Source organism: Mycobacterium sp. BMJ-28 (assembly GCF_054404835.1).
In genome coordinates, this window is sequence record NZ_CM136783.1 from 4126084 (window position 1) to 4151234 (window position 25151).

At 68.0% G+C, this 25151-nt stretch carries 23 protein-coding genes; 6 read left to right on the top strand and 17 right to left on the bottom strand.

Features of this window, described 5'->3' with window-relative positions:
* Positions 1 to 6 precede the first annotated feature (6 nt).
* The 7 genes from rimM to ACXPWS_RS20550 all read right to left on the bottom strand — a co-directional run bounded on the left by rimM (position 7) and on the right by ACXPWS_RS20550 (position 6727).
* On the bottom strand, positions 7 to 531 hold the full coding sequence (rimM, locus tag ACXPWS_RS20520; RefSeq protein WP_458708416.1) for a ribosome maturation factor RimM: 525 nt from the start codon (positions 529 to 531) through the stop codon (positions 7 to 9).
* Between the two features lie 3 nt (positions 532 to 534).
* On the bottom strand, positions 535 to 777 hold the full coding sequence (locus tag ACXPWS_RS20525; RefSeq protein WP_090356861.1) for an RNA-binding protein: 243 nt from the start codon (positions 775 to 777) through the stop codon (positions 535 to 537).
* Positions 774 to 1241 carry a 30S ribosomal protein S16 gene (gene rpsP, locus ACXPWS_RS20530; protein WP_458708417.1) on the bottom strand — a complete coding sequence of 156 codons (468 nt, stop codon included), beginning with the start codon at positions 1239 to 1241 and terminating at the stop codon, positions 774 to 776. Before rpsP ends, ACXPWS_RS20525 begins: the two co-directional genes overlap by 4 nt.
* Positions 1242 to 1415: 174 nt before the next feature.
* Positions 1416 to 1865: a nuclear transport factor 2 family protein gene (locus ACXPWS_RS20535; protein WP_458708418.1), complete on the bottom strand. Its 450-nt coding sequence runs from the start codon at positions 1863 to 1865 to the stop codon at positions 1416 to 1418.
* 34 nt (positions 1866 to 1899) lie between these two features.
* Positions 1900 to 3144, bottom strand: coding sequence for an osmoprotectant NAGGN system M42 family peptidase (locus tag ACXPWS_RS20540; protein ID WP_458708419.1), 1245 nt, complete (start codon positions 3142 to 3144; stop codon positions 1900 to 1902).
* A 56-nt stretch (positions 3145 to 3200) separates the two neighbouring features.
* Positions 3201 to 4910 (bottom strand): N-acetylglutaminylglutamine synthetase, encoded by a 1710-nt coding sequence (gene ngg / locus ACXPWS_RS20545; RefSeq protein WP_458713623.1) that lies wholly within the window; start codon positions 4908 to 4910, stop codon positions 3201 to 3203.
* A gap of 2 nt (positions 4911 to 4912) precedes the next feature.
* Positions 4913 to 6727: an N-acetylglutaminylglutamine amidotransferase gene (locus ACXPWS_RS20550; protein ID WP_458708420.1), complete on the bottom strand. Its 1815-nt coding sequence runs from the start codon at positions 6725 to 6727 to the stop codon at positions 4913 to 4915.
* A 151-nt stretch (positions 6728 to 6878) separates the two neighbouring features.
* Here ACXPWS_RS20550 and ACXPWS_RS20555 point away from each other — a divergent pair, with 151 nt between their 5' ends.
* The 3 genes from ACXPWS_RS20555 (at position 6879) to ACXPWS_RS20565 (ending at position 10257) form a co-directional block, all read left to right on the top strand.
* The gene (locus ACXPWS_RS20555; RefSeq protein WP_458708421.1) at positions 6879 to 7754 is read left to right on the top strand and encodes a D-alanyl-D-alanine carboxypeptidase family protein; all 876 of its coding nucleotides are present in this window, start codon (positions 6879 to 6881) and stop codon (positions 7752 to 7754) included.
* 73 nt (positions 7755 to 7827) lie between these two features.
* Positions 7828 to 8661: a D-alanyl-D-alanine carboxypeptidase family protein gene (locus ACXPWS_RS20560; protein ID WP_458708422.1), complete on the top strand. Its 834-nt coding sequence runs from the start codon at positions 7828 to 7830 to the stop codon at positions 8659 to 8661.
* A 75-nt stretch (positions 8662 to 8736) separates the two neighbouring features.
* The gene (locus tag ACXPWS_RS20565) at positions 8737 to 10257 is read left to right on the top strand and encodes a diflavin oxidoreductase (protein WP_458708423.1); all 1521 of its coding nucleotides are present in this window, start codon (positions 8737 to 8739) and stop codon (positions 10255 to 10257) included.
* Here ACXPWS_RS20565 and ACXPWS_RS20570 read toward each other — a convergent pair.
* Together ACXPWS_RS20570 and ffh are read right to left on the bottom strand one after the other, a co-directional pair.
* Positions 10254 to 11318, bottom strand: coding sequence for an amidohydrolase family protein (locus ACXPWS_RS20570; protein ID WP_458708424.1), 1065 nt, complete (start codon positions 11316 to 11318; stop codon positions 10254 to 10256). The two genes, ACXPWS_RS20565 and ACXPWS_RS20570, sit on opposite strands and share 4 nt — an antisense overlap.
* Before the next feature lie 4 nt (positions 11319 to 11322).
* Positions 11323 to 12894 carry a signal recognition particle protein gene (gene ffh / locus ACXPWS_RS20575; RefSeq protein WP_458708425.1) on the bottom strand — a complete coding sequence of 524 codons (1572 nt, stop codon included), beginning with the start codon at positions 12892 to 12894 and terminating at the stop codon, positions 11323 to 11325.
* 100 nt (positions 12895 to 12994) lie between these two features.
* Between ffh and ACXPWS_RS20580 the strand changes: the two genes are divergently transcribed.
* The gene (locus ACXPWS_RS20580; RefSeq protein ID WP_458708426.1) at positions 12995 to 15130 is read left to right on the top strand and encodes a molybdopterin-dependent oxidoreductase; all 2136 of its coding nucleotides are present in this window, start codon (positions 12995 to 12997) and stop codon (positions 15128 to 15130) included.
* Positions 15131 to 15152: 22 nt separating this feature from the next.
* On the opposite strand, the gene map is transcribed toward ACXPWS_RS20580, so the two are convergent.
* A complete protein-coding gene (gene map / locus ACXPWS_RS20585) occupies positions 15153 to 15938 on the bottom strand; it encodes a type I methionyl aminopeptidase (RefSeq protein ID WP_458713624.1) in 786 nt (261 codons plus the stop codon).
* 82 nt (positions 15939 to 16020) lie between these two features.
* On the opposite strand from map, the gene ACXPWS_RS20590 reads away from it, so the two are divergent.
* Positions 16021 to 16287 (top strand): helix-turn-helix domain-containing protein, encoded by a 267-nt coding sequence (locus tag ACXPWS_RS20590; protein WP_458708427.1) that lies wholly within the window; start codon positions 16021 to 16023, stop codon positions 16285 to 16287.
* On the opposite strand, the gene ACXPWS_RS20595 is transcribed toward ACXPWS_RS20590, so the two are convergent.
* The 4 genes from ACXPWS_RS20595 to ftsY all read right to left on the bottom strand — a co-directional run bounded on the left by ACXPWS_RS20595 (position 16284) and on the right by ftsY (position 22064).
* Positions 16284 to 18806, bottom strand: a complete 2523-nt coding sequence (locus ACXPWS_RS20595; protein WP_458708428.1) for a [protein-PII] uridylyltransferase — start codon at positions 18804 to 18806, stop codon at positions 16284 to 16286. The two genes, ACXPWS_RS20590 and ACXPWS_RS20595, sit on opposite strands and share 4 nt — an antisense overlap.
* Before the next feature lie 78 nt (positions 18807 to 18884).
* Positions 18885 to 19223 (bottom strand): P-II family nitrogen regulator, encoded by a 339-nt coding sequence (locus ACXPWS_RS20600; RefSeq protein WP_003881099.1) that lies wholly within the window; start codon positions 19221 to 19223, stop codon positions 18885 to 18887.
* Positions 19224 to 19228: 5 nt separating this feature from the next.
* The gene (locus ACXPWS_RS20605) at positions 19229 to 20584 is read right to left on the bottom strand and encodes an ammonium transporter (RefSeq protein ID WP_458708429.1); all 1356 of its coding nucleotides are present in this window, start codon (positions 20582 to 20584) and stop codon (positions 19229 to 19231) included.
* A gap of 166 nt (positions 20585 to 20750) precedes the next feature.
* On the bottom strand, positions 20751 to 22064 hold the full coding sequence (gene ftsY / locus ACXPWS_RS20610) for a signal recognition particle-docking protein FtsY (protein ID WP_458708430.1): 1314 nt from the start codon (positions 22062 to 22064) through the stop codon (positions 20751 to 20753).
* A gap of 25 nt (positions 22065 to 22089) precedes the next feature.
* Between ftsY and fni the strand changes: the two genes are divergently transcribed.
* Positions 22090 to 23121 (top strand): type 2 isopentenyl-diphosphate Delta-isomerase, encoded by a 1032-nt coding sequence (fni, locus tag ACXPWS_RS20615; RefSeq protein WP_458708431.1) that lies wholly within the window; start codon positions 22090 to 22092, stop codon positions 23119 to 23121.
* 9 nt (positions 23122 to 23130) lie between these two features.
* Here fni and ACXPWS_RS20620 read toward each other — a convergent pair whose 3' ends face one another.
* The 3 genes from ACXPWS_RS20620 to ACXPWS_RS20630 are packed head-to-tail and all read right to left on the bottom strand — an operon-like array spanning position 23131 to position 25143.
* On the bottom strand, positions 23131 to 23436 hold the full coding sequence (locus ACXPWS_RS20620; RefSeq protein WP_458708432.1) for a hypothetical protein: 306 nt from the start codon (positions 23434 to 23436) through the stop codon (positions 23131 to 23133).
* Positions 23437 to 23441: 5 nt separating this feature from the next.
* The gene (locus ACXPWS_RS20625; protein WP_458708433.1) at positions 23442 to 24206 is read right to left on the bottom strand and encodes a hypothetical protein; all 765 of its coding nucleotides are present in this window, start codon (positions 24204 to 24206) and stop codon (positions 23442 to 23444) included.
* A gap of 7 nt (positions 24207 to 24213) precedes the next feature.
* A complete protein-coding gene (locus ACXPWS_RS20630) occupies positions 24214 to 25143 on the bottom strand; it encodes a hypothetical protein (protein WP_458708434.1) in 930 nt (309 codons plus the stop codon).
* Positions 25144 to 25151: the final 8 nt, after the last annotated feature.

Here is a 25151-nt window from a genome sequence, read left to right on the forward strand (position 1 = left end):
GTCGTACTACAGATCTTCGATGTTCAGCAGACCGTCGGGCGGATCGATGAGCACGGTGCCATCGGCCAGCGAGACAGACGTGACGATCGCTCCGACGAACGGCACCAGCACCTCGGCACCCTCAGGGGTCTTGACCGCCAGCAGTTCTCCGGCGGCGGTGTGCAGCACCTCGGCCACGGTGCCGACCGCGGTGCCGTCCACGGTGCGGACGGCCAGCCCCTCGAGCTGATGATCGTAGAACTCGTCGGGATCTTCGATAGGGGGAAGCTCGGCGGCATCCACCAGAAACACCGTGCCGCGGACCTCGTCTGCGGCATTGCGGTCGTTGACACCGGCCAACCGCACCAGCAACCGGGCGCCGTGCTCACGCACCGACTCGACGACGAATTCCCGTTGCGCACCGCCGCGCTTGGATCCGCGCAACCGGGCGCCCGGGGTGAACCGGGCGTCCGGGTCGTCGGTGCGGACGTCGACGACGAGCTCGCCGGTGATGCCGTGGGCCTTGACCACCCGACCGACGACGAGGTCCATGTCTTACTGGTCGGTGTCGACCACGTCGACGCGGATGCCCCGGCCGCCGATGCCGGCGACCAGGGTACGCAGCGCGGTGGCGGTACGACCGCCGCGGCCGATGACCTTGCCCAGGTCCTCGGGGTGCACGTGCACCTCGACGGTGCGGCCGCGCCGGTTGGTCACCAGATCGACACGAACGTCGTCGGGATTGTCGACGATTCCGCGCACCAAGTGCTCGACGGCGTCGACGACTACGGAACTCATTCGGCGGCGGGTGCTTCAGTCTCGGCGGCTTCGGCAGCCGGAGCCTCGGCGGCCGCGTCGTCGTCCTTCTTCGCGGCGGCCTTCTTCTTCTTGAGCTGGGTGGCCTCGCCGGTCGGGGCGTTGTCGGCGGCGGCCAGCGCGGCGTTGAACAGGTCCAGCTTGGAAGGCTTGGGTTCCTTGACCTTCAACGTGCCCTCGGTGCCCGGCAGGCCCTTGAACTTCTGCCAGTCACCGGTGATCTTCAGCAGCGCCAGGACCGGCTCGGTGGGCTGTGCGCCGACGCTCAACCAGTACTGCGCGCGCTCCGAATCGATTTCGATCAGGCTCGGCTGTTCCTTGGGGTGGTACTTGCCGATGACCTCGATGGCGCGTCCGTCGCGGCGGTTGCGCGCGTCGGCGACGGCGATGCGGTACTGGGGGTTGCGGATCTTGCCGAAGCGGGCGAGTTTGATCTTGACAGCCATGTTGTGCGACTTCTCCTGTGATTGCCACGCTGGTAATTCAGCGACGCGGGCGGATTGCCCGGTCCGGTTTTGCCTTTGCGTGTGTGACCGGCGAGCGGCGCATTTAACGTGTCGCGCGCGGACAGCCGCCCATTGTGCCAGAGCAGGCGTTATCGCCCCAAATCTGCGGGCGGCTCAGACCACGCGATCGAAGCACTTCTCCTCGACCCGGCGAGTCATCCGCCAGCCCTGGTCGGTGCGGACGAATGCGTCGTCGTACCAGAGCCCGCAGAACAGCACCTGCTGCTGATCGCCGCCGGAGCCCGATGTCGCCGCCGGGGCGGCTCCGAGAACCATGGGGTTGAAGCACAGCGTGCGCGCGGTCGCGGTGTCACCGGACAGCCGGATGTCGAAGTTCCCCAGCATGTGCGCATACGCCGGGAAATTCGGCAGCACCTGCGCCAGCCACGCCTTGACCTCGGGATAGTGCCCGTCCACCCCACCCATCGCGCGGTAGTCGATATAGGCGTCCGCGGTGAAGACCCGGTCCAGGTCGTCGAACCGGCGACTGTCGATGGCCGTGGAGTAGGCCACCAGCAGATCTTGGATTTCCAGGCGGTCGGAGATCTCTTCGATACTCAGCACGCCTGCATTCAACCACCGGCGGGCCCCGCGCAGGTCAGGCTTGCGGACCCAGCGGACCTTCGGCGGGCGGCCAGTGCTCCCCCGACCATTCACCGGGCTCGGCGTGGTCACCGCGGGCCAGCGGCACCCACTGCTCAATGGGTGCCGGCTGCTTGGACGACGGGAAGTCGCGGAGCTTGCCGGACGGCGTGGCATCCCATTTGGCGAACGTCAGCGGGGTCTGCAGCCAGGCGAACAGCAGGTTGTAGACGGCCTCCAGTGAATCGATATGGGTGCGCTCCCAGCCGTGGCTGCCGTCAAGACCGAAGCCCACCAGCGCGGCGCGGGTGTTGGCCCCGGCTTCGATGGCGGCCGCGGCGTCGGATCGATAGAACCGGAACACGTCGCGCGCGTGCGGAATTCGGCGCTCGTCGGCCAGCCGGCACAGTTTCCGGGTGAGGTGGTAGTCGAACGGCCCGTGCAGATCGGCCATCGGGATCGTCACGCCGTCTTCGATGGAGTGCTGCCCCGGGGCGCACACCGCGTTGTCGACGGACACCAATTCGGCGACGTCGGGGTGCAGACCGTGACTGGCGCCGTGGCCGACCTCCTCGGTGATGGTCACCATGATCGTCGTCTTGTGCGGCAGCACGATGCGGTCCTCGGCGACGGTCTTGGCCAGGGCCAGCGCCACGGCCACTCCGGCCTTGCCGTCCAGGTGGCGCGACACGATGTAGCCGTCGGAGGCCAGCTCCGGGGCGGCGATCAGTGCGACGAAGTCACCGACGTGGAAGCCGAGTTGTTCCAGGTCCGCGCGAGTGGAGACCTTGCGGTCGATGCGGACCTCGACGTTCTCCCATTGAGTGGGCTGGGTGTCGATCTCGTCGCCGAAGGCGTGCCCGGATGCCATCAGCGGCATCACGGTGCCGGTGAAGAACTCGTCGGGATCGTCGGTGAAGATCCGGACCCGCGCGCCGGTGGCGAACCGCGCCGAGAACGTGCCGACCGGGATCACCTCGAGCCGGCCGTTGTCCTTCAATGTGCGGACCATGCAGCCGATGGTGTCGGCGTGCACGACGACGGCGCGGTCGGTGGTCTTGGATGCGCCGGGCAACTCGGCGGTCAGCGCGCCCCGGCGGGTCAGGGTGAACGGCACCCCGAGATCGTCGAGGGTGTCACCGATCAGTTGCATGACCGCGTCGGTGCGGCCCGACGGGCTCGGTGTCTGCAGCAGGCCGAGCAGCGTGTCGATCATCCACGCCCGGGTCGCTTCCGGCATCAGCGCAGGTTCGGACACCATGCCTCCTTCTCAAGCATCGGAAATACACGGGGCGCCGCGGTGCGCCCCGGCGGCCACTACCCCTGGTTGACGGGATCGGGCTGCCAGGCCCACGGCGTCGCCGCGGTACGGGGAAAGAGTAGATCCACGAAAGCCTGCGCTGTCGGGCGCGGTTCGTGATTGGCCAGTCCCGGGCGTTCGTTGGCCTCGATGAATACATACTCCTCGCCGGTCACCGAGGGCACCATCAGGTCGATGCCGGTGACGGGGATGCCGATCGCGTCGGCGGCTTCGATCGCGACCCGCGTCAACTTCGGATTGACGTCATCGGTGACGTCACAGATGGTGCCACCGGTGTGCAGGTTGGCCGTGCGCCGGACGGTGAGCCGCTCGTTGATAGGCAGCACGTCGTCGAGTTCCCAGCCCGCCTCATGGACGGTGTCGACGGTGACATCGTCGACGGGGATCACGGATTCGCCGTGGGTGGCGGCCGAACGGCGCCGGCTCTGCGCCTCGATCAGCGCGCGGATGGTGTGCTTGCCGCTGCCCAGCACCTCTGGAGGACGCCGCACGGCCCCCGCGATGACCTTGCCGCCGATCACCACCAGTCGCAGATCCTCACCCTCGCAACGCTCCTCGATGAGCACGTCGGGACAGTGCTTGGCCGCCCAGGTCAGCGCGCGGTCCAGCTCGTCGGGCTTGGTGACACCGACGGTGATGCCCGCGCCCTGCTCCCCGCGGGCGGGTTTGACCACCACCGAACCCACTTCGCGCATGAACGCGTAGTCCTCGTCGTCGAAGGTCGCCGTCCGGCCCCGGGGTACCCGGATACCGGCCTCGGACACCACCCGGCGCGCCACCCGTTTGTCGTCACACCGACTCATCGCGACGGCATTGGTCAACTCCGACAACGACTCCCGGGTGACGACACTGGTCCCGCCGTGGGTGAGCCGCATGTAGCCGCCCTTGCCGTCCAGCACTTCCACGTGGATGCCCCGCATCATGGCCTCATCGGCGATGATCCGGGCGTACGGGTTCAGTTCGGCCAGCCCCTCCTCCTCCTGCACTGGGGCGAACAGCTTCTCGTTGATGGCGTTCTTGCGCTTGATGCCCAGCGCGGGAACGCGTTCGAAACCCATCCGTTCATACAGGGCGATGGCGCCCTCGTTGTCGTGCAGCACCGAAAGGTCCATCTGATCGCGGCCCCGCCGGATGAACTCCTCGACCAGCGAGCGCACCAGCAGCCCCCCGACGCCGGGGCGCGACACCGCCGGATCGACCGCCAGGCACCACAGGCTGGAGCCGTTCTCGGCATCCCCGAAGAGCTGTCGATGATCGATTCCGGTCACCGTACCGATCAGCGCTCCGGTGTGTTCGTCGGTCGCCACCAGGTACACCATGTGCTGCTCATGCTGCACGTTCGCCCACATCAGGTCCACATCGGCCGGGACCATCCGGCACCGCACGTAGATCTCGTTGATCGCGCCGCAGTCCCCCAGCGATTGCACCGGACGCACCACCACGCCGGGCACATCGCCGGGCCAGAACTCACCGCGGTCGGCGAATGTCAGCCGGTAGGTGAAGCTGGGGTCGATGAAGAATTCCTGCGGGTGCAGGGCGACGAAGACATGCGGCGCATCCAGATACATGCCGATGTCCCGCCGGCCACTCGCTTCGGCCCGCAGCGCGGTGCCGAACGCCTCCGGGTCGTCGAAGGTCTGGCCGAAGACCAACCGCCCCCAGCCGAGATCCTGCACCACTCCGACGTCGTCCCGGGTGTCCGACATGGTCACCGCGTACCTCCGGCGGTGCGCGCACCGTCGACATTCGCGGCCAGCCACATGTCCAGCAACCCGATCTGCCACAACGGATTTCCGCGCAGCGGGGTGAGGTTGCCATTCGGGTCCGCCAGCAGTTCGTCCACGGCCGCCGTGGCGAACAGCCCACGGTCGCGGGCGGCATCGCTGCACAACGCGTCCCGCACCAGGTCCAGGTACGGACCGGCCAGATGCTTGAGCGCCGGCACCGGGAAATACCCTTTCGGGCGGTCGATGACCTCACTCGGGATGACGTGGCGCGCAGCCTCTTTCAGCACACCCTTGCCGTCGTACGCGGTCTTCAGCGCGGGCGGGCAGGTGGCCGCGAGTTCGACGAGTTCATGGTCGAGGAACGGCACCCGACCCTCCAGGCCCCACGCCATGGTCATGTTGTCGACACGTTTGACCGGGTCGTCGACCAACATCACGGTGGTGTCCAGCCGCAGCGCGCGGTCGGTGGCGGTGGCCGCGCCGGGGCTGGCGAACTGGTCCCGCACGAAATCCCCGGCGATGTCGGCGTCGAGGCGCCACTGCGGCTGCAGCAGGGCGTTGACCGCCGCATGGTCGCGATCGAAGAAGGCGGCACGGTAGCGTGCCAGCGCGCCGGCGACATCGGTGTCCGCGGCGTGCGCCATCGGCGGATACCAGTGATAACCGGCGAAGATCTCGTCGGCACCCTGCCCGGACTGCACCACCTTGACGTGCTTGCTGACCTCCTGGGACAACAGATAGAACGCCACGCAGTCGTGGCTCATCATCGGCTCGCTCATCGCCCCGATCGCATCGGACAGTGCAGGCAGCATGCGTGCGGTGTCGATCCGGATCTGGTGATGGTCGGTGCCGAAGTGGCGGGCGATCACGTCGGAGTACTTGAACTCGTCACCTTCCTCGCCCCCGGCCGCCTCGAAGCCGATCGAGAAGGTTTGCAGGCCATGCTGTCCCGCTTCCGCGAGCAGCCCGACGATGAGGCTGGAATCCAGCCCGCCCGAGAGCAGACAACCCACCGGCACATCGGCCACCAGACGGCGCTCCACCGCGGTGCGCAGCGACGCCAGAACGGCATCCTGCCAGTCCCTTTCCGACCAGGACGCCCGCTCGGGCACGCGTTCGAAGACCGGGCTCCAATAGGTGCGTTCGACGCGCCGGCCGTCCGGCTCGATCCGCATGATGGTTCCCGGGGCCAGTTTGCGGACCCCGCGCAAGATGGTGTGCGGCGCGGGCACCACCGAGTGGAAACTCAGATAGTGGTGCAGCGCAACCGGATCGATCGAGGTGTCGACACCACCGGCGGCCACCAGCGCAGGCAGCGTGGAGGCGAACCGGAACGCTCCGGGCACGTCGGCCCAGTACAGCGGCTTGACCCCGAGCCGGTCCCTGGCCAACATCACCTGCCCGCTGTCGGTGTCGGTCACGGCGAAAGCGAACATGCCGTACAACCGGTCCACCACGCCCTCACCCCATGCATGGAACCCCTTGAGCACCACTTCGGTGTCGCTGTGGGAGAAGAACCGGTAGCCCTTGGCGATCAGGTCCTCGCGCAGTTGCGGGTAGTTGTAGATGCAGCCGTTGAAGGCCACGGTCAGATGCAACTCCGGATCATGCATCGGCTGGTGTCCGTGGCTCGACAGGTCGATGATCGCCAGGCGCCGGTGCCCGAAAGCCACACCGTCCTTCGCCCAGACACCGCCGCTGTCGGGTCCCCGCGGGACCATGGTGTCGGCCATCGATGCGATGGCTCCGATATCTGCTGCCCGTCCGCGAGCGATTTCGCCCGCGATGCCGCACATGGCGTGAACCACCTCTTCCTCGATTGAGGGCGACCATGCCAGGTTGGGTCCAAGCACGTCGCCCGCGAGCACGGATACCCGCTCTCCCGACTTCCAAACGCGACTGCATCAACATGGCGGGTCCGGCGCCGCACGATAGGCTTCGCATTCCATGGGGAGATTCCTGACCGTCCTGCTGACATGGCTGACCGTCATCGCCGCCGCCGGCGCCCCCGCAGCCCTGGCCGACGTCGAGGTACCCGCCGGCGCCACCGCCCTTCCTGAGGGTCCCGCGGAAGCGTGGGTGCTCGCCGATCTCGACAACGGCGCGGTGCTGGCGGCCCGCAACGAGTTCGGCCGGTTCGCCCCGGCCAGCACCATCAAGGTGCTGCTGGCGCTGACGGTGCTAGACGAACTCCCACTCGATGCCACCGTCGTCGCCGATACGGCCGACACCGTCGTCGAATGCAACTGCGCCGGTGTCGCGCCTGGGGTCACGTACACCGCGCGTCAGCTGCTGGAGGGCCTGCTGCTGGTCTCGGGCAACGACGCCGCCAACACGCTGGCCACCATGCTCGGCGGCCGCGACGCGGCGATCGCGAAGATGACGGCCAAGGCGGTATCCGTCGGCGCGACCTCGACCACGGCGGGCAGCCCGTCCGGGCTGGACGGCCCCGGGATCGACGTCTGGACCACTCCGCACGACCTGGCGGTGATCTTCCGCGCGGCCCTGGCCCATCCGGTGTTCGCCGAGATCACCGCACAACCCACCGCGGTATTCCCGGCCAAGACCGGCAACCGGGTGCTGGTCAACCAGGACGAGATGCTGGCGCGCTACCCCGGCATGCTGGGCGGCAAGACCGGTTTCACCGATCTGGCCCGCAAGACCTTCGTCGGCGCCGCGCAGCGGGACGGCAGGCGCTTGGTGGTGGTGCTGATGCACGGTTTGGTCAGGGAGGGCGGACCGACCTACTGGGATCAGGCGTCCGCACTGCTCGACTGGGGCTTCGCGCAGGACCGCGGGACCACGGGGGTCGGCGCACTCTGAGGCGTGGAGTCGATGCCGAACGGCAACCTGACCGCGCACTGAGCGAGTCCTGTGCTCCGTAACCTCATCGCGCGTGCGAAGACTGTTGACGGCCACACTGCTGGCCGCGGGTACGGTTCTGACTCTCGGTGTCGCCACGCCCCAGTCGGACGCCCAACCCGGCGCCGAACCCGCCGGTGCGCAGGCCTTCGCCAACGGCCCGGCCAAGGCCTGGCTGCTGGCCGACCTGGACACCGGCGCGGTGCTGGCGTCGTCGGACCCGTACGGCAGCTACGCCCCGGCCAGCACGATCAAGGTGCTGTTGGCCACCGTGGTGCTCGACAACCTGCGCCCGGATAATTTCGCCCGCGCCAATGCCTCCCACACCAAGGTCGAATGTTCTTGCGTCGGGCTGCAACCCGGGCAGGCCTACACCACCCGGCAGTTGCTCGAGGCGCTGCTGATGGTGTCGGGCAACGACGCCGCGAACATGCTGGCCGATATGCTCGGCGGCCAGCGGATCGCGGTCGCGCGGATGAACGCCAAGGCCCAGCAACTGGGCGCCCGGCACACCAAGGCCGCGTCGCCGTCCGGGCTGGACGGACCGGGCTGGGAGACGGTGACGACCCCGCACGATCTGGCGGTGATCTTCCGGGCGGCGCTGGGCTATCCGCTGATCGCGCAAATCATGCGGCAGCCGTCGGCGGATTTCCCTGGCCGCACGCTCACCAATCAGAATGAGCTGCTGCGTCGCTACCCGGGCGACCTCGGCGGTAAGACCGGGTACACGAACCTGGCCCAGCACACCTACGTAGGCGCCGCCCAACGCGGTGACCGCCGGCTGGTGGTGGTCCAGATGTACGGTAACGGCGATCTGTACGGGCAGGCGGTCAGCCTGCTCGACTGGGGTTTCAGCCGCACGGCATAGGGGAAGTTCCCGAAACCGATCCCATCCAAGTAAGGTAACCCTAATTTTGCATACGCACGATTGAGGGGAACGGATTTGACCGGCACCGCGGAGATATCGCTGATCGTCGCCTACGGCACGGACATGGGCAACGCCGAGGACGCGGCCATGACCTTCGCCGAGTCGGTGGCGGCCATCGGGATCCAGGCCGAAGCGATCGAACTCAATCAGGTCGAACTGGCCGAACTGCAGACCGCCACGCATTTCGTCTCGGTCGTCTCGACCTTCGGCGAGGGCGAGTTCCCCGACACCGCAACCCTGTTCTGGGAGGCGTTGCAGGCCAGCGACGACCCGCTGCCGAACCTCAGTTTCGCGGTGCTGGCGCTGGGCGACACCTCCTACGAATTGTTCTGCAACGCGGGCAAACTGCTCGATGAACGACTCGAGGCTCTGGGCGCCACCCGAATGGTCGACCGGGTGGACGTCGACGGCTTCTATGAACAGCCGGCCAAAGCCTGGACCACCGATGTGGTCAAGATGATGACCGCCGAAAGCGCTCCCGCCGCGCCGGTGCAGACCCCCGCCGCGCGGGAACGGCACGAGGTGTTCGAAGCGCCACTGACGGTCAATCGCCTGCTGACCGGCGCCGGATCCGACAAAGAGGTGCGCCACTACGAGGTGGATCTCGCCGGGTCCGGAATCGCCTACCAGGCCGGTGATTCGCTGGCCGTGCACGCCACCAACGATCCCGCACTGGTCGAGGCGATCCTCACCCAACTGGGCGTCGGAGCCGACCACACCGTTGCCGGCCACGATGAACCCGTCGGCGTACTGCTCACCGAACGCCTGGAGATCCGGACCCCGTCCCGGGCGCTGCAGGACCTGGCCGGCCCCGCCGCCTACGGCGAGGACGTCCTCGACTTGATCAAGCGCGCCGACCTCAAGGTCGACGACGTGCTGGACAGCCTGCGCCCGTTGACTTTCCGCGATTACTCGATCGCCTCCAGCCCGCTGGCCCATCCGGGGCACATCCACCTGACGGTGGCCACGGTGCGTTACGCCGGGGCCGACCGCGACCACACCGGTGTCGCGTCGACGTATCTGGCCGACCGCACCGAGAAGGTGCGGGTACACCTGCGCCCCAACCACAACTTCCGGCTGCCCGCGCCCGACGTGCCGATCATCATGATCGGGCCCGGTACCGGCATCGCCCCATTCCGCGCGTTTCTGCAGGAGCGGGCGGCCACCGGCGCGACGGGGCGCTCATGGCTGTTCTTCGGTGACCGCCGTCGCGCCACCGACTACCTGTACGGCGAGGAGCTGCAGGAGTTTGTGGCCTCGGGCGCGCTGACCCGACTGGACCTGGCATTCTCGCGCGATCAGGAAGCCAAAGTGTATGTGCAGCACCGGATGTCGGAGCACGCCGAGGAGTTGTTCGGCTGGCTCGCCGACGGAGCGTATGTGTACGTGTGCGGGGATGCCGACCGGATGGCCAAGGATGTCGACGCGGCGCTGCACGAGGTGGTGGCCCGCGGCGGCGCCATGGACTCCGATGCCGCGCACGCCTACGTCAACGACCTGATCAAGTCACACCGCTACGTGCGTGACGTGTACTAGTACACCCGCCCGCGCAGCACCACCAAATCTGGGTGACTCACACCGGCCACCCGCGGATCCTCGGTGAAACACAACAGATCCGCCGACGCTCCGTGCGTCAGCGCCGGCCGGCCCAGCCACGCCCGCGCGTCCCAGCACGCCGCCCCCAGTGCGTCGGTGGGGTCGAGCCCGACACCGCGCAGCGCAGCGATCTCGTCGCCGATCCGGCCGTGCGCGATCATCCCGCCGGCATCGGTGCCGGCATATATCGGCACCCCCGCTTCGTGTGCGGCGCCGACCCGGTCATGACACGTGGCGTAGAGCTCGCGCATGTGCGCGGCGTAGGTCGGGTACTTGACCGCGGCGTCGGCGATCCCGGGGAAATTCTCGATGTTGATCAGGGTGGGCACCAGCGCGGTCCCGTGCTCGCGCATCAGGTCGATGACGTCACCGGTGATCCCGGTGCCGTGCTCGATGCAGTCGATCCCGGCTTTGATCAGCCCGGGTAACGCATCCTCGCCGAAGACGTGGGCGGTGACCCGGGCGCCGTTGGCGTGGGCGGCGTCGATGGCCGCGGTGAGGATGTCATCGGACCACAACGGAGCCAGATCGCCGATCTCCCGGTCGATCCAGTCCCCGACGAGTTTCACCCAGCCGTCGCCCCAGCGGGCCTGCTCGGCGACCGCGGCAGGAAGCTGCGATTCGTCGTCGATATCGATGGGCAGACCCGGCATATAGCGCTTGGGCCGGGCCAGATGGCGGCCCGCCCGGATGATCCGCGGCAGGTCGTCGCGGTCGTCGAAGCTGCGGGTGTCCACGGGGGATCCGGCATCGCGCAGCAGCAGTGCGCCGGCACCGCGCTCGGTCTCGGCTTGTTCGACGGCCTCCTCGACCGTGGTGGGCCCGCCGGGTTTCAGACCGACATGGCAGTGCGCGTCGACCAGGCCCGGGATGATCCAGCCGCCGTCGAACACACTGGCGGCGTTGGCAATCGGCTCCGCCGACAGCACACCGTCGTGTATCCACCACTGCACCGGTTCGCCGTCGGGAAGCCCCCGGCCGCGAACATGCAGTGTGCTCATCGGCCTACTTCTGACCCGGGAACTTCAGCTTGGACAGGTCGATGTTGGCCAGACCTGGCGGTAGCTCGTCCAGGCCCTTGGGCATGTTGGTCAGGTCCGGGAAACCCGCGGGTAGACCGGCGCCGATCGGATTCTTCGGCGGCGTCGGCCCGTTCCCTGATTGACGGCCCTTCTTCTTGCCGGCCTGCTTGTTCTTGCCTTTGGCCGCCTTGCGCGGCGAGCTCTTGCGGCCGAACGGCATTCCCATCTGACCGGCCATCTGCGACATCATCTTGCGGGCGTCGAAGAACCGGTCGACCAGCGAATTGACCTCGGACACGGTCACCCCGGAACCGTTGGCGATGCGCAGCCGCCGCGAGGCGTTGATGATCTTGGGGTCGGCCCGTTCGGCCGGTGTCATGCCGCGGATGATCGCCTGCACCCGGTCCAGCTGGCTGTCGTCGACGGCGGCCAGCGCCTCTTTCATCTGGCCGGCGCCGGGCAGCATGCCCAGCAGGTTGCCGATCGGACCCATTTTGCGGATGGCCAGCATCTGCTCCAGGAAGTCCTCCAGGGTCAGCTCGCCGGAGCCGATCTTGGCGGCGGCCTCCTCGGCCTTCTGCTGATCGAAGACCTGCTCGGCCTGCTCGATCAGGGTGAGCACGTCCCCCATGCCCAGGATCCGGCTGGCCATCCGGTCGGGGTGGAAGACGTCGAAGTCTTCGAGCTTCTCCCCCGCGGACGCGAACAGGATCGGCACACCGGTGATCTCGCGGACCGACAGCGCGGCACCACCACGGGCGTCACCGTCGAGTTTGGTCAGCACGACGCCGGTGAACCCGACCCCGGCGCCGAACGCCTCGGCGGTGGTGACCGCGTCCTGACCGATCATGGCGTCCAGCACGAACAGCGTCTCGTCGGGCTGCACGGCGTCGCGGATGGCGGCGGCCTGGGCCATCAGCTGCTCGTCGATACCGAGGCGGCCCGCGGTGTCCACGATGACGACGTCGAAGTGCTTGGCCTTGGCCTCGGCCAGGCCGGCGGCGGCCACCGAGACCGGATCGCCGGTGGTCATCTGGTCGATGGTGACCCCGTCGGGCGACACGCCCGGGTGCGGCGCGAACACCGACACCCCGGCACGTTCACCGACGATCTGCAGCTGGTGCACCGCACCGGGCCGCTGCAGGTCACACGCCACCAGCAGCGGTGTGTGGCCATGTGCCTTCAGCCATTTCGCGAGCTTGCCGGCCAGCGTGGTCTTACCCGAACCCTGCAGGCCGGCGAGCATGATGACCGTGGGCGGAGTCTTGGCGAAGGCGATCTGGCGGGTCTGGCCGCCCAGGATGCCGACCAGCTCCTCGTTGACGATCTTGACGACCTGCTGGGCCGGGTTCAACGCACCCGAGACCTCGGCGCCCTTGGCGCGATCCTTGATCCGGGCGACGAAGGCGCGCACCACCGGCAGCGAGACGTCGGCTTCGAGCAGCGCCAACCGGATCTCGCGGGCGGTCGCGTCGATGTCGGCGTCGGTCAGCCGACCCCGGGAGCGCAGGCCCTGCAGTGCACCGGTCAACCGGTCAGACAGCGATTCAAACACCTGGTAAGCCTAACGGTCGCGGTGCACTCTGGTCTCAGGCGAGTCGTCGGCGCTAATCTGTCAACGCATCGAGACAGATATCGTCGGAGGGCCACCTGCCGTGAGCGCTACCACCCATATCAGCCAGTGCACCCTGTGCGAGGCACACTGCGGCATCCACGTGACGGTGACCGACGGAAAGGTCAGCCGGATCGAGGGCAATCCCGATGACGTCTTCTCCAAGGGCTATATCTGTCCGAAGGCCACGGCCATGGGTGCCCTGCACCACGACCCGGACCGGCTGCGCACCCCGATGCGGCGGGTCGGGGACGGATTCGAACCGGTCGGCTGGGACGAGGCGTTCGCCGAGATCGGGGTGCGACTACGCCGGATCCGCAAGGCGCACGGGGTCCGGTCGCTCGGGATGTACCTCGGCAATCCCGCCGCGCACAGCTCCGGTGCGGCCTACGGTTTGCTGCTGCGACTGGCCCTGTTGACGCCCAACTTCTTCTCGGCGTCGTCCATCGATCAGATGCCGCACGAGTACGCGGCGTGGCGGGTGTTCGGCTCCAACATGCTGATCCCGATCACCGATATCGACCGCACGCAGCGGCTGGTGATCATCGGCGCCAATCCGGCCGTCTCGAACGGCTCGCTGTCCATCATGCCGGGGGCCAAACGCCGCATCAAAGCGGTGCGCGACCGCGGCGGCAAGGTCGTCGTCATCGACCCGCGCCGCACCGAGACGGCCCGCCTCGCCGACCAGCACGTCGCGGTGCGCCCGGGCGGCGACCTCTACCTGCTGTTGGGCATCCTGCACGTGTTGATCGAGGAGAACCTCTGTGACACCGCGGTCGTCGATGGGCAGGCGTCCGGCTGGGCCGAACTCGCGGCGCTGGTCGGCAACGCCGCGCCGGACGCCGTCGCCGAGCGGGCCGGCGTGGACGCGGACACCATCCGCGCGCTGGCACGCGAGCACGCCGCCGCCGAATCCGCCGCGATGTATGCCCGGATCGGCATCTGCCAACAGGAGACCGGAACGCTGGTGAGCTGGCTGGTCATGGTGATCAACGCGGTGACCGGCAACCTGGACCGGGCCGGCGGCACGATGTTCTCCACCCCGATCCTCGACGTCCCCCGCGCCGCGCGGTACGTTCCCGTCGGGCACGGGCGGTGGTCAGACCGCTCCGGCCGGCACAAGTCGTTCCGGGCCGAACTGCCCGCCGTGGTGATGGCCGACGAGATGCTCACCCCCGGTGAGGGTCAGATCCGGGCGATGATCACCTATGCCGGCAATCCGGTGTCCTCGATCCCGCAGGCGGGACGCCTCGACGAAGCCCTGTCGAACCTGGATCTGTATGTGGCGGTGGACATGTACGTCACCGAGACCACCCGGCATGCGGACTTCATCCTGCCGCCGGTGTCGCCGCTGGAACGCGAAGATGTCGCGCTGTTGACCACGATCTTCAGTGTGCGCAACAACATCCGGTTCCAGCACCGGTCCTTCGACCCGCCCGCCGATGCATTGGAGGACTGGCAGATTCTCAGCCGGCTCACCATGGAGCTGCTCCCCGCACCGATTCGTCAGTTGCTTGCACCGGTGCGCACCAGGCTGATCGAGTTCGCCAACCCGCTACGGCTGGCCGGACTCGCCCTGCTGACGGGACCGTACGGGCGGATCCGCAACGGCCGCAAGGGAATCACGATGCGCGGGTTGCGCTCCAGCACGGGCGGCGTTGATCTGGGCCCGCTGCAGCCACGACTGGGCAAGGTCATCGCCACCGGCGACCGCAAGGTCGCGCTGGCGCCGGCCGAATTCGTCGATGCGGCCGCGGCGTATCTGGGCAGGCACGACGACGGGGCGGCGCGCACCTACGATCTTCAGCTCATCGGGCGCAGGCAGCTGCGCAGCAACAACTCGTGGTTGCACAATGTGCCGACGATGACCGGCGGGAACAACAAGTGCACCGCGCTGATGCATCCCGACGATGCGCGGACCCGCGGGCTCGGCCAGGGTGACACCGTCCGGGTCACCTCGGCAGTGGGCGAAATCGAAGTACCACTCGATATCAGCGAGGACATCCGGGCGGGCACGGTCGCGGTACCGCACGGCTGGGGTCACCAGGGCACCGGCTGGCGCCATGCGCGCGCATTGCCCGGAGCCAACGTCAACGTGCTGCACGACCCCGCCCGGGTGGACGCGTTCACCGGGACCGCCGCGGTGAACAGCACCTGGGTGACGGTGACCGCCGGCTGAGCGAGATGCCGCTACCGCCGCATCACACCGAGGCCGTGACCCGTTCCCGCGACGTGAGCACCAGGGGCGCACCCTCGGTGATCGCGATGGTGTGTTCGCTGTGGGCGGTCCGCGACCCGTCCGCCGACCGGATGGTCCAACCGTCCGGGTCGTAGACGATGCGGTCGGTGCCCGCGGCGAACCATGGTTCGAGCGCGAGGGTCAGTCCGGGACGCAGCTTGAGCCCCCGTCCCCGCCGCCCGGTGTTGGGGACGTGCGGATCCTCGTGCATGGTGCGCCCGAGCCCGTGTCCGCCGAATTCGGTGTTGACCGGGTACCCGTAACCGTCCGCCACGGCTCCGATGGCGGCAGAGATATCGCCGAGGAGATTTCCCGGCACCGCCGCGGCGATGGCCGCCGCGAGCGCCTCCTCCGTGGCTGTGATGAGGCGTCGATCCGCTTCTCGCGGGGTGCCCACGATGATGCTGCGCGCCGAATCGGCGACCCATCCGTCGATCGACACCGCGATGTCCATGGTCAGCAGGTCACCGTCGGCGAGCAGGTAGTCATGCGGAAGCCCGTGCAGCACCGCGTCATTCACCGAAAGGCAGATCACATTCCGGAACGGTCCGCGCCCGAACGACGGCGCATAGTCCCAGTAGCAGGATTGCGCGCCGCGCTCGGCGATCAGCACGCGGGCGCGCTCCTCGAGATCGAGCAGGTTCACCCCCGGACGCGCCCGTCCGGTCAAATCGTCGAGCAACTCGGCGATGAACGTGCCGGTGACGTCCATTGCCGCGATCTCCCGCGCTGTCTTCAACTCAAACAAAGCCACGCCTCCTCAGCGGTATGAAAATACCAAGCTAGCCGATGAATCGGTATTTTCATACCGATGTCAGTAGGATGGCGCCATGGTGCGTCTCCCGCTGACCGCAGAACAACTCGCCGCAGGCAAACGCCTGGGAGAGCAGCTTCGCGCTGCCCGGGGAAGCCGCACGCTCGCCGAAGTGGCCGAGGAAGCGGCGATTTCCCCCGAGACACTTCGCAAGATCGAGACCGGCCGACTGGCGACCCCGGCGTTCAGCACCATCGCAGCGCTGGCCCGCGTACTGCCGCTGTCACTGGACGAGCTCGCCGAAACGTGCCTGGCCCGCACCGGCCTTCAGCACACCGGCTAACTGGCTTCCGACACCTTCTTCGGCGGCGTGGGCAGCACCGCGAACAGGTCACGCTCAAGCTCGGCGCGGATCGCCGCGGCCCGGGCCGGGTCGTCGGCACCGGCCAGGGACGGCACCGCGATGCAGAACACGTCGACCACCGCCGACCCCAGCGTGGTGACCTTGGCCCACGCGATATCCAGCCCGTCGCGTTCGATCACCGCGGTGAGCCGGGCCAGCAGACCCGTCCGGTCCGCGGCGCGGATCTGGATGATGAACTCGCCAGGACCGGAGCCATCGGACCACAGGATCCGCGGCGGCGCACTGACCTGATTCACCGGGACCGCCGAGGCGACCTCACCGGCACGCGTGTTCGCCGCCGCGTCCCGATCGCGGCGCTCCAGTGCCTCGACCACATCGAGTTCGTCGTCCAGCGCCAGGATGAACTGCTGGCGCAACAGTTCGGCCGCCGGGGGCGAGCCGAAATGCGGTGACACCACGAACGTGTTGATCGCCATCCCCTGGCGACTGTTGACCGAAGCCGAATGCACCCGCAGTGAATTCAGCGCCAGCACCCCGGCCGCTTTGGACAGCAGGCCACGGCGATCGGGCGCGATCATCGTCACGTTGTGGATGTGCGCCCCGTCCCCGGGCACCAGGTCGACATGCACGCCGCCCTCGGCGGCCAGGGAAAGATACTGCGGGTCAATGGGATCGGGTTGCGGCAACGGCTCACCGGCCATCACCAGCCGGCAACGCCGGACCAGATCGCCGATCAGGGACGCCTTCCAGTCCCCCCACACGCCGGGACCGGTGGCCAGCGAATCCGCCTCTGCCAGCGCCTGGAGCAGCTCGAGCAGGACGGGATCGCCGCCGAGGGCGTCCACCACCCGGTCGATGGTCTTGGGGTCCTGCAGGTCTCGGCGGGTTGCCGTGTCGGGCAGCAGTAGGTGATACCGGACGATCTTGGACAGCACCTCGATATCCGATGGCCACAACCCCAGCCGGGTCCCGACCTGGTTGGCCAGTTCAGCACCGATGACGCTGTGGTCTCCCCCGCGCCCCTTGCCGATGTCATGCAGCAGCGCACCGAGCACCAGCAGGTCCGGCCGCGCCACCCGGGTGGTGAAAGCACTTGCCCGCGAAACGGTTTCGATCAGGTGCCGGTCCACCGTCCAGATGTGCACGACGTCGCGCGGCGGCAGGTCGCGCACCGCACCCCATTCGGGGAACAGCCGCCCCCACAGCCCGGTCCGGTCCAGTGCCTCCACGGTGGCGACCGCGGCCGGGCCGGCCGACAGCATCACCAGCAGGTCTTTGAGCGCCGCACGCGGCCACGGCGCACGCAGTTCCGGTGCGGCGCCGGCGAGCCGGCTCAGCGTGGAAGCCGCCATCGGCAGCCCGGTGGTGGCCGAGGCCGCCGCAACCCGCAGGATGAGGCCGGGATCGCGTTCCGGGCGGGCGTCGCGAGCCAGGATCACCTCACCGGCGAACTCGATCACCCCTTCGTCGAGCGGACGGCGGGCGGGCCGGCGCAGCGCCGCGAATCCGCGGCGCGGCAGTGCATTCCCGGCCGTGCGAATACCCGCGTCCACGTAGTAGCTGACGGTGCGGGCGGCATCGGAGAGCACCCGGGCCAGGTCGAACCGATCCCCGATCCGCAGCGAGGCGCCGATCTCGTCGGCATACTGCGCCAGCACCTGCTCACGGCCACGTCCCGAAATGCGGTGCAGCTCGGTGCGCACATTCAGCAACGACAGATGGGCACCGCCCAGCGTTCCGGTCGGTGACGCCAGCATCCGGCTGGGATACACGTCGGCCAGTTGCGCGATGGCCAAGGCGTTGAGTAGCTGGACGTCACGCAGACCGCCACGGCCGTTCTTCAGATCCGGCTCGGCGCGGTGCGCGATCTGCCCGCTGCGCTGCCACCGTGCCTGGGCGTGTTCGACCAACTCGTCGAACCGCGGCGCGATCCCGGTACGCCACTGCCGTCGCGCCCCACCGATCAACAGCGACGAGAGTTCCTGATCACCGGCGATGTGCCTGGCATCGAGCATCGCCAGCCCGGCGGACACATCCTCACCGGCGACCTTGAGGGCCTCCGGTACCGTCCGCACACTGTGGTCGATACGAATGTTCGCGTCCCACAACGGGTACCACAGAAGTTCGGCGACCTGGCTGACGATCTCGGCAGGCATGTTGTCATGCAGCAGGGTCAGATCCAGGTCCGAATAGGGCAACAGCTCACCGCGGCCGAGGCCGCCGGTCGCGACGATCGCGAAACCGCTCGTCGCGGTGATGCCGATCTCGGTCGCCTTGGTGGCCAGCCAGAATTCGTTCAGGTCGAGCAAGGCGTCACGCAACGCCGCCGAATCGAGCTGGCGGCCACCGCCGACCAGGAGCTGCTCGGACGCCTTGGCCAGATCCGTTGCCGGACGCAGCGATCCCGCCGCCGGGGCCTCCCATCGGGACGCCCCGGCGGTGGTGATCTGCTCCTCGCGCGAGCGCTCGTCGGCGGAATCTGGCGTGTGCTCTGTCATCTCGGTCCTCCCCCGGCCGTTCCTATCACGATCAATCACTGCACCGGCCGGGAGAGCACCCCTCAGCTCACCGCTGGGTCACAGGGCGTCGGCTCCCCGCTCACCGGTGCGCACCCGCACCACGGTGTCGACGGGACTGACCCACACCTTGCCGTCGCCGATCTTCCCGGTCCGGGCGGCCTGGACGATGACGTCCACCACCTTGTCGACGGCGGAGTCGTCCACGACGACCTCGACCCGCACCTTCGGCACGAAATCCACGGAATACTCCGCGCCACGGTAGACCTCGGTGTGGCCCTTCTGCCGTCCATAGCCCTGTACCTCGCTGACGGTCATCCCGAGGATGCCCGTCTGCTCCAGACCGGTCTTGACGTCTTCCAGGGTGAACGGTTTGACGATCGCAGTAATCAGCTTCATTTTCCTCATCCCTCCGCGCCGTGACGACCAAGAACAGAACCGGTTCCGACAGCCACGAAGTCGTAACCGCTTTCTGCGTGCTCGGACTCATCGATGCCGGATGCCTCCTCTTCCTTGTCGAGACGCAGCCCCACGGTGTATTTCACGATCAACGCCAAGATAGCCGTACCGACCGCCGAATAGACGAGAACAGCACCCGCCCCGATGGCCTGCTTGGTCAGCTGATCCCATCCGCCACCGTAGAACAGGCCCGCCACCGCGGCAGGCGCCTCGGGTGCGGCCACCAGGCCGACCATCAGGGTGCCGATGATGCCGCCGACCAGGTGGACACCCACCACGTCCAGCGAATCGTCGAAGCCCAGCTTGAACTTCAGGCCGACGGCCAGCGCACACGCCACACCGGCGACCACACCGATCACCAACGCGCCGAGCACGTTGACCGACGAACACGACGGGGTGATGGCAACCAGGCCTGCGACGATGCCCGAGGCCGCACCCAGCGAGGTGGCCTTGCCGTCACGAATGCGTTCCGTGACAAGCCAGGCCAGCATGGCAGCGGCGGTCGCCACGGTGGTGGTGATGAACGTCGCACCCGCAATACCGTTGGAGCCCACCGCCGAACCGGCGTTGAAGCCGTACCAGCCGAACCACAGCAGACCGGCGCCCAGCATCACGAAGGGCAGATTGTGCGGCCGCATCGGGGTGCCCGGCCAGCCGAGGCGCTTGCCCAGGATGATGGCCAGCACCAGACCGGCCGTACCGGCGTTGATGTGCACTGCGGTACCGCCGGCGAAGTCGATCGCCTTGAGCTTGTTGGCAATCCAGCCACCGTGCTCGGCGGTGACACCGTCGAAGGCGAAGACCCAGTGCGCCACCGGGAAGTAGACGAAGGTCGCCCACAGCCCCGCGAACAGCAGCCAACCGCCGAACTTCAGCCGGTCGGCCACCGCGCCGGAGATCAGGGCGACGGTGATGATGGCGAACATCGCCTGGAAGGCCACGAACACCGTCTGGGGAATGGTGCCCGCCAGCGGGATGGCCACCGCCGCGTCCTCGGGATGCAGCTGCAGGTAGGTGCCGCCGATCAGGCCCTTGAGTCCCCAGTACTGGGTGGGATCCCCGAACAGATTGAACTTGTCGTTGCCGAAGGCCAGCGAGTAGCCGTAGAGCACCCACAGCACGGTGACCACACCCATCGAGCTGATGCTCATCATGATCATGTTGAGCACGCCCTTGGCGCGCACCATGCCGCCGTAGAAGAACGCCAACCCCGGCGTCATCAACAGCACGAGTGCGGCACTTGCCAGCATCCATGCGGTATCACCGGTGTCCGGTATACCCATCATCGGAAATCCGTCCACTCCCAGCTTCCTCCTTCGACATGCCACGGTTAGGCACCGTTGACCTGGTAGGGAACTCTGCTGAGTAGTTGTTTCGCCTAGGACGCGCCTGCGTTTCGTGCGCGTGAACGGATCGGCCCGTTTGGTTTCACCGGTGTTACACGCTGCGCCTTTGTGTGCTTTGGGGCTACACCAGGAGCGCGTCGACGAACGCGCCGGGCTCGAACGGAGCCAGATCGTCGGGCCCCTCGCCGAGGCCGACGAGCTTCACCGGCACGCCCAATTCCTGCTGCACGCGGAAGACGATGCCGCCCTTGGCGGTTCCGTCGAGTTTGGTCAGCACCACCCCGGTGATGGCGACGACCTCGGCGAACACCTTGGCCTGCGGCAGGCTGTTCTGGCCGATGGTGGCGTCCAGCACCAACAGCACCTCGTCCACCTTGGCGCGCTTCTCCACCACGCGTTTGACCTTGCCCAGCTCATCCATCAGCCCGGTCTTGGTGTGCAGCCGACCCGCGGTGTCCACCACGACGACATCGGCGCCGGTCGCGATGCCCCGGTCGACGGCGTCGAAGGCCACCGACGCCGGGTCCGCCCCTTCGGGTCCGCGCACCACCTCGGCACCCACCCGGGAGCCCCAGGCCTGCAGCTGGTCGGCCGCGGCGGCGCGGAAGGTGTCGGCCGCGCCGAGCACCACCCGGCGGCCGTCACCGACCAAGACGCGGGCCAGTTTGCCGACCGTGGTCGTCTTGCCGGTGCCGTTCACCCCGACCACCAGCAGCACCGACGGCTTGTCCGCGTGCGGCAGTGCCTTGATGGAGCGGTCCAGCTCCGGGCGCAGTTCGGCGACCAGAACCTCCTTGAGCACGGCACGGGCATCGGCCTCGGTGCGCACACCGGCGCTGGCCATCCGCTCGCGCAGCGCGGTGATCACGGACTGGGTGACCACCGGGCCCAGGTCGGCGATCAACAGGGTGTCCTCGATCTCCTCCCACGACTCCTCGTCCAGATCGCCGGCACCGAGCAGGCCCAGGACCCCCCGGCCCAGCGTGTTCTGCGATTTCGCCAATCGGCCGCGCAACCGCTCCAGCCGGCCCTCGCTCGGGGCGATCTCCTCGATGGCCGGTGCGGGCGCCTGCTCGGGCTCAGGTGCTGGGGTGGGCTCGGGCAGGGGTTCAGGTGCGGGCTCGGCCACCTCGACGGGCGGCTCGGGCAGCGCCACGTCGGAGATGGTGCGTTTCGGCGCGTCGCGGGGCACCGCGGCGTCATCGCCGACCCCGGGAAGGCCGGTACCCGTCGGCGGGGCTCCATCGACGGTCGGGGCCTCGGCAAAGGTGATGCCCGAGGCCGCCGTGTAACCGCCGGAACGATCGATCGGGGTGGCGGTGTCCTGCTTGGATAGGCTGATCTGGCGGCGCCGGTAACGCACCAGCCCGACAACCAGCGCAGCGACAACCAGAACGGCGATGACCGCAAGTGCGATCCACAGAGCATCTGACACGCCGCCATTGTCTCAGGGCGGTCCAATGACGATCGGCCCCGGCTTTGACGACGGCATCCAGGTTCGCAAACGCCGCCATATCGACGTGTGCCTGTCCGAGCCCGTCGAGTACCAGACGGTGCGCACCGGCCTGGAGCGCTACCGGTTGCCCTACAACGCGCTCACCCAGACCAGCCTGGCCGAGATCGACCTGAGCACCGATTTCCTCGGCGTCGGTTTGCGGGCGCCGGTGCTGATCGGTTCCATGACCGGCGGCTCCGAACTGTCCGGCACGATCAACCGCAACCTGGCCGCCGCCGCCCAGGCGCTGGGGATCGGCATGATGCTCGGTTCGCAGCGGGTCATGCTCGGCGACGATCTGGCACCGACGTTCCGGGTTCGTGACGTGGCCCCCGACGTGCTGTTGGTGGGCAACATCGGGCTGGCCCAGCTGGGCCCTGCCGTGGTGCCCGAGCTGCGCGAGGCGCTCGGTCAGGTGGGCGCCAACGCCCTTGCCGTACATACCAATCCACTACAAGAGGCGGTACAGCGGGGCGGGGACACCGACTTCACCGGATCGGTCCAGCGGCTCCACGAACTGGCCGCCTCCATCGGTTATCCGGTGCTGCTCAAGGAGGTCGGCCACGGAATCGGGGCGGCGGCCGCCGCGCAACTGGCCGGGGTCCCGATCGCCGCGGTCGACGTGGCCGGCGCGGGCGGCACGTCCTGGGCCCGGGTGGAGCAGTTCGTCCGCTACGGGCGGATCAACGACCCCGAACTGGCCGAGTGGGGCATCCCCACCGCGCAGGCCCTGGTGGAGGTGCGCCGGACGCTGCCGGGTATGCCCCTGGTGGCCTCCGGCGGTATCCGCACCGGGATGGACGCCGCCAAGGCGATCGCGCTGGGCGCCGATGTGGTGGCCGTTGCCCGGCCGCTGTTGGTGCCCGCGATCGAATCCGCTGCGGCCGTGCAGGATTGGCTGCAGCGCTTCATCGCCGAATTGCGCATCTGCCTGCACGGCTGCGGCGCGGCCGACCTGGCGGCACTGCGCGATGTCGGTGTCGCCACCGCCGGCTGACGGCGCGCATCACCGCTGCAGAGCGTTCACCGCCGCCTCTGCGACCAGCACGTCCGCGGAGGTCGCGAGCTCCTGCAGGGTGCCGCGGGCCACGTCGAAGGACGCCAGTTCGCGCACGGCGGCCGACCTCACCCGGCGGTCCAGCGCGGTGTCCTGCGCCACCGAGGTGAGCGTGTCGAGCGCGCCGTCGCCGAGCTTGGCGCGCAACAAAGCCACCGCGACCTGCGGGGTCAGCGCCCCACTTCGCCCGTGCACGGCGCCGACCAGATCGTCCACCGAGAAATCGTCGGGATGATATGTCACCGAATCCGTCATCGCTCTCACACCTCCACCGCGGACGACGTACCGGCCTTCATCGTGCAGTGGCCGACCATCGTCCTTCTGTCATCAGTATTTATTGTCACCGCGTTGAACGGGTCACCGCTGGTGACACTGCCGGTCTGGGTCATCAGGCTGTTGTCGGCGGTCCCGGGATGGGATGCGCCGAGGTAGTGCCCCACCTCGTGGGCCAAGCTACGGCCCGTCCCCTCACCGGCGAGCGCCACGACCGCCGAGCGCATACCGGTTCCGTTGCGCGGGGTGCATGGCCCGCCAACCGGTGACTTTCCCAGGGTCACGCTGACAGAGCCGTCGGCTGCCGTCGTCGTGACATTCATGTTCGCCGGGATCACGACGGGCACAAAGGCGCCGTCGGCGGTGAGGTCGGTCCCGGTGCTCACGATGTCGGCTTCGGTCGTCACGGTGGCGTGCCCGGATGAATTCGCCGCCGTGAGCATCTGCCAACTGACTCGGCCGATACCGATCCCGTTGGCGTAATAGATGGTTCGCATCCGGAAGATCGCGTAGTTGATGGCGTCGTGATCTGCCGTGGTGAGCAGATCGGAGCCCGCGAAGATCAAATGGACATCGAAATGACTCGTCCGGAACAACTGGACGTGCTGTTTGAGGCTGAGCTGCGGCCGCGGCCGGGTCGGCACGAGCGCGCCAGGCAGGTGACCGCCTTCGAAGCCCAGCAGGTCGCTGCACACGAACACCCGACCGGTGAAACCGTGGGTGGCCGCCACTTTGCGCAGTGAGATGGTCATGTGCGTCTCACTGCCGCGATACGAGCATCGGGATCAGTCCGACGCCTTCGGGCAGCGGACCGAGTGCCTTACCCACGATGGCGCCGAACGCCCGAGCCGGATCGACTGCTTTCATCGCGTGCCCGGACACCGCGGACGTGGTCAGCAGATCACCGACCTCGATCGCCGCGGACGTGGCATCGGCCTTGCAGTACACCTTGCCGATCAGCCCGATGGGTGCACACCGGCGCTCGGCCGCCCCCGCGGTGTCCATGATGACGGCAGGCCGATAGCTACCCGCACCGGACACCACGCCGACCGCGCGCCGATCGTAGGGCCGCGACGACGGGGTCAGCCCGCCGTTCTCGTCGATCACCATCACCGAGCCCGCGGTGATCTCACCGTCGTAGGAGACATCGAAATTCTCCGCGCAGTCGGCCCCCATCAACCGGATGTCGCCGGTCACGTCGATGTTCCCGTCCACGCCGACGTGACTGCCGAAATTCGCCGCCGGCGCACCGGTGGCCTTGTTGCCACTGGCCGACACATGCGCCGTCTGAACATCTTTGGTCGCCCGCACCGTCCCGGCATTGACCCGACCCGTCACATCGATGTTCCCATCCACCCCGACATGACTGGCGAAATTCGCCGCCGGCGCACCGGTGGCCTTGTTGCCACTGGCCGACACATGCGCCGTCTGAACATCTTTGGTCGCCCGCACCGTCCCGGCATTGACCCGACCCGTCACATCGATGTTCCCATCCACCCCGACATGACTGCCGAAGTTCGCCGCCGGCGCGCCGGTGGCCTTGTCGCCGTGGGCGGTGAGATGTCCGCAGGCGATCTCACCATGCTCCTGAGAAGCATCTGATGCCAGCGACTTTCCGTTCACCCGAAGTACGCCGATGTCTCCGTTGGTGCCGTTGATGTCAAGCGGCCCGACGATCGATTCAGCCATGCCATACC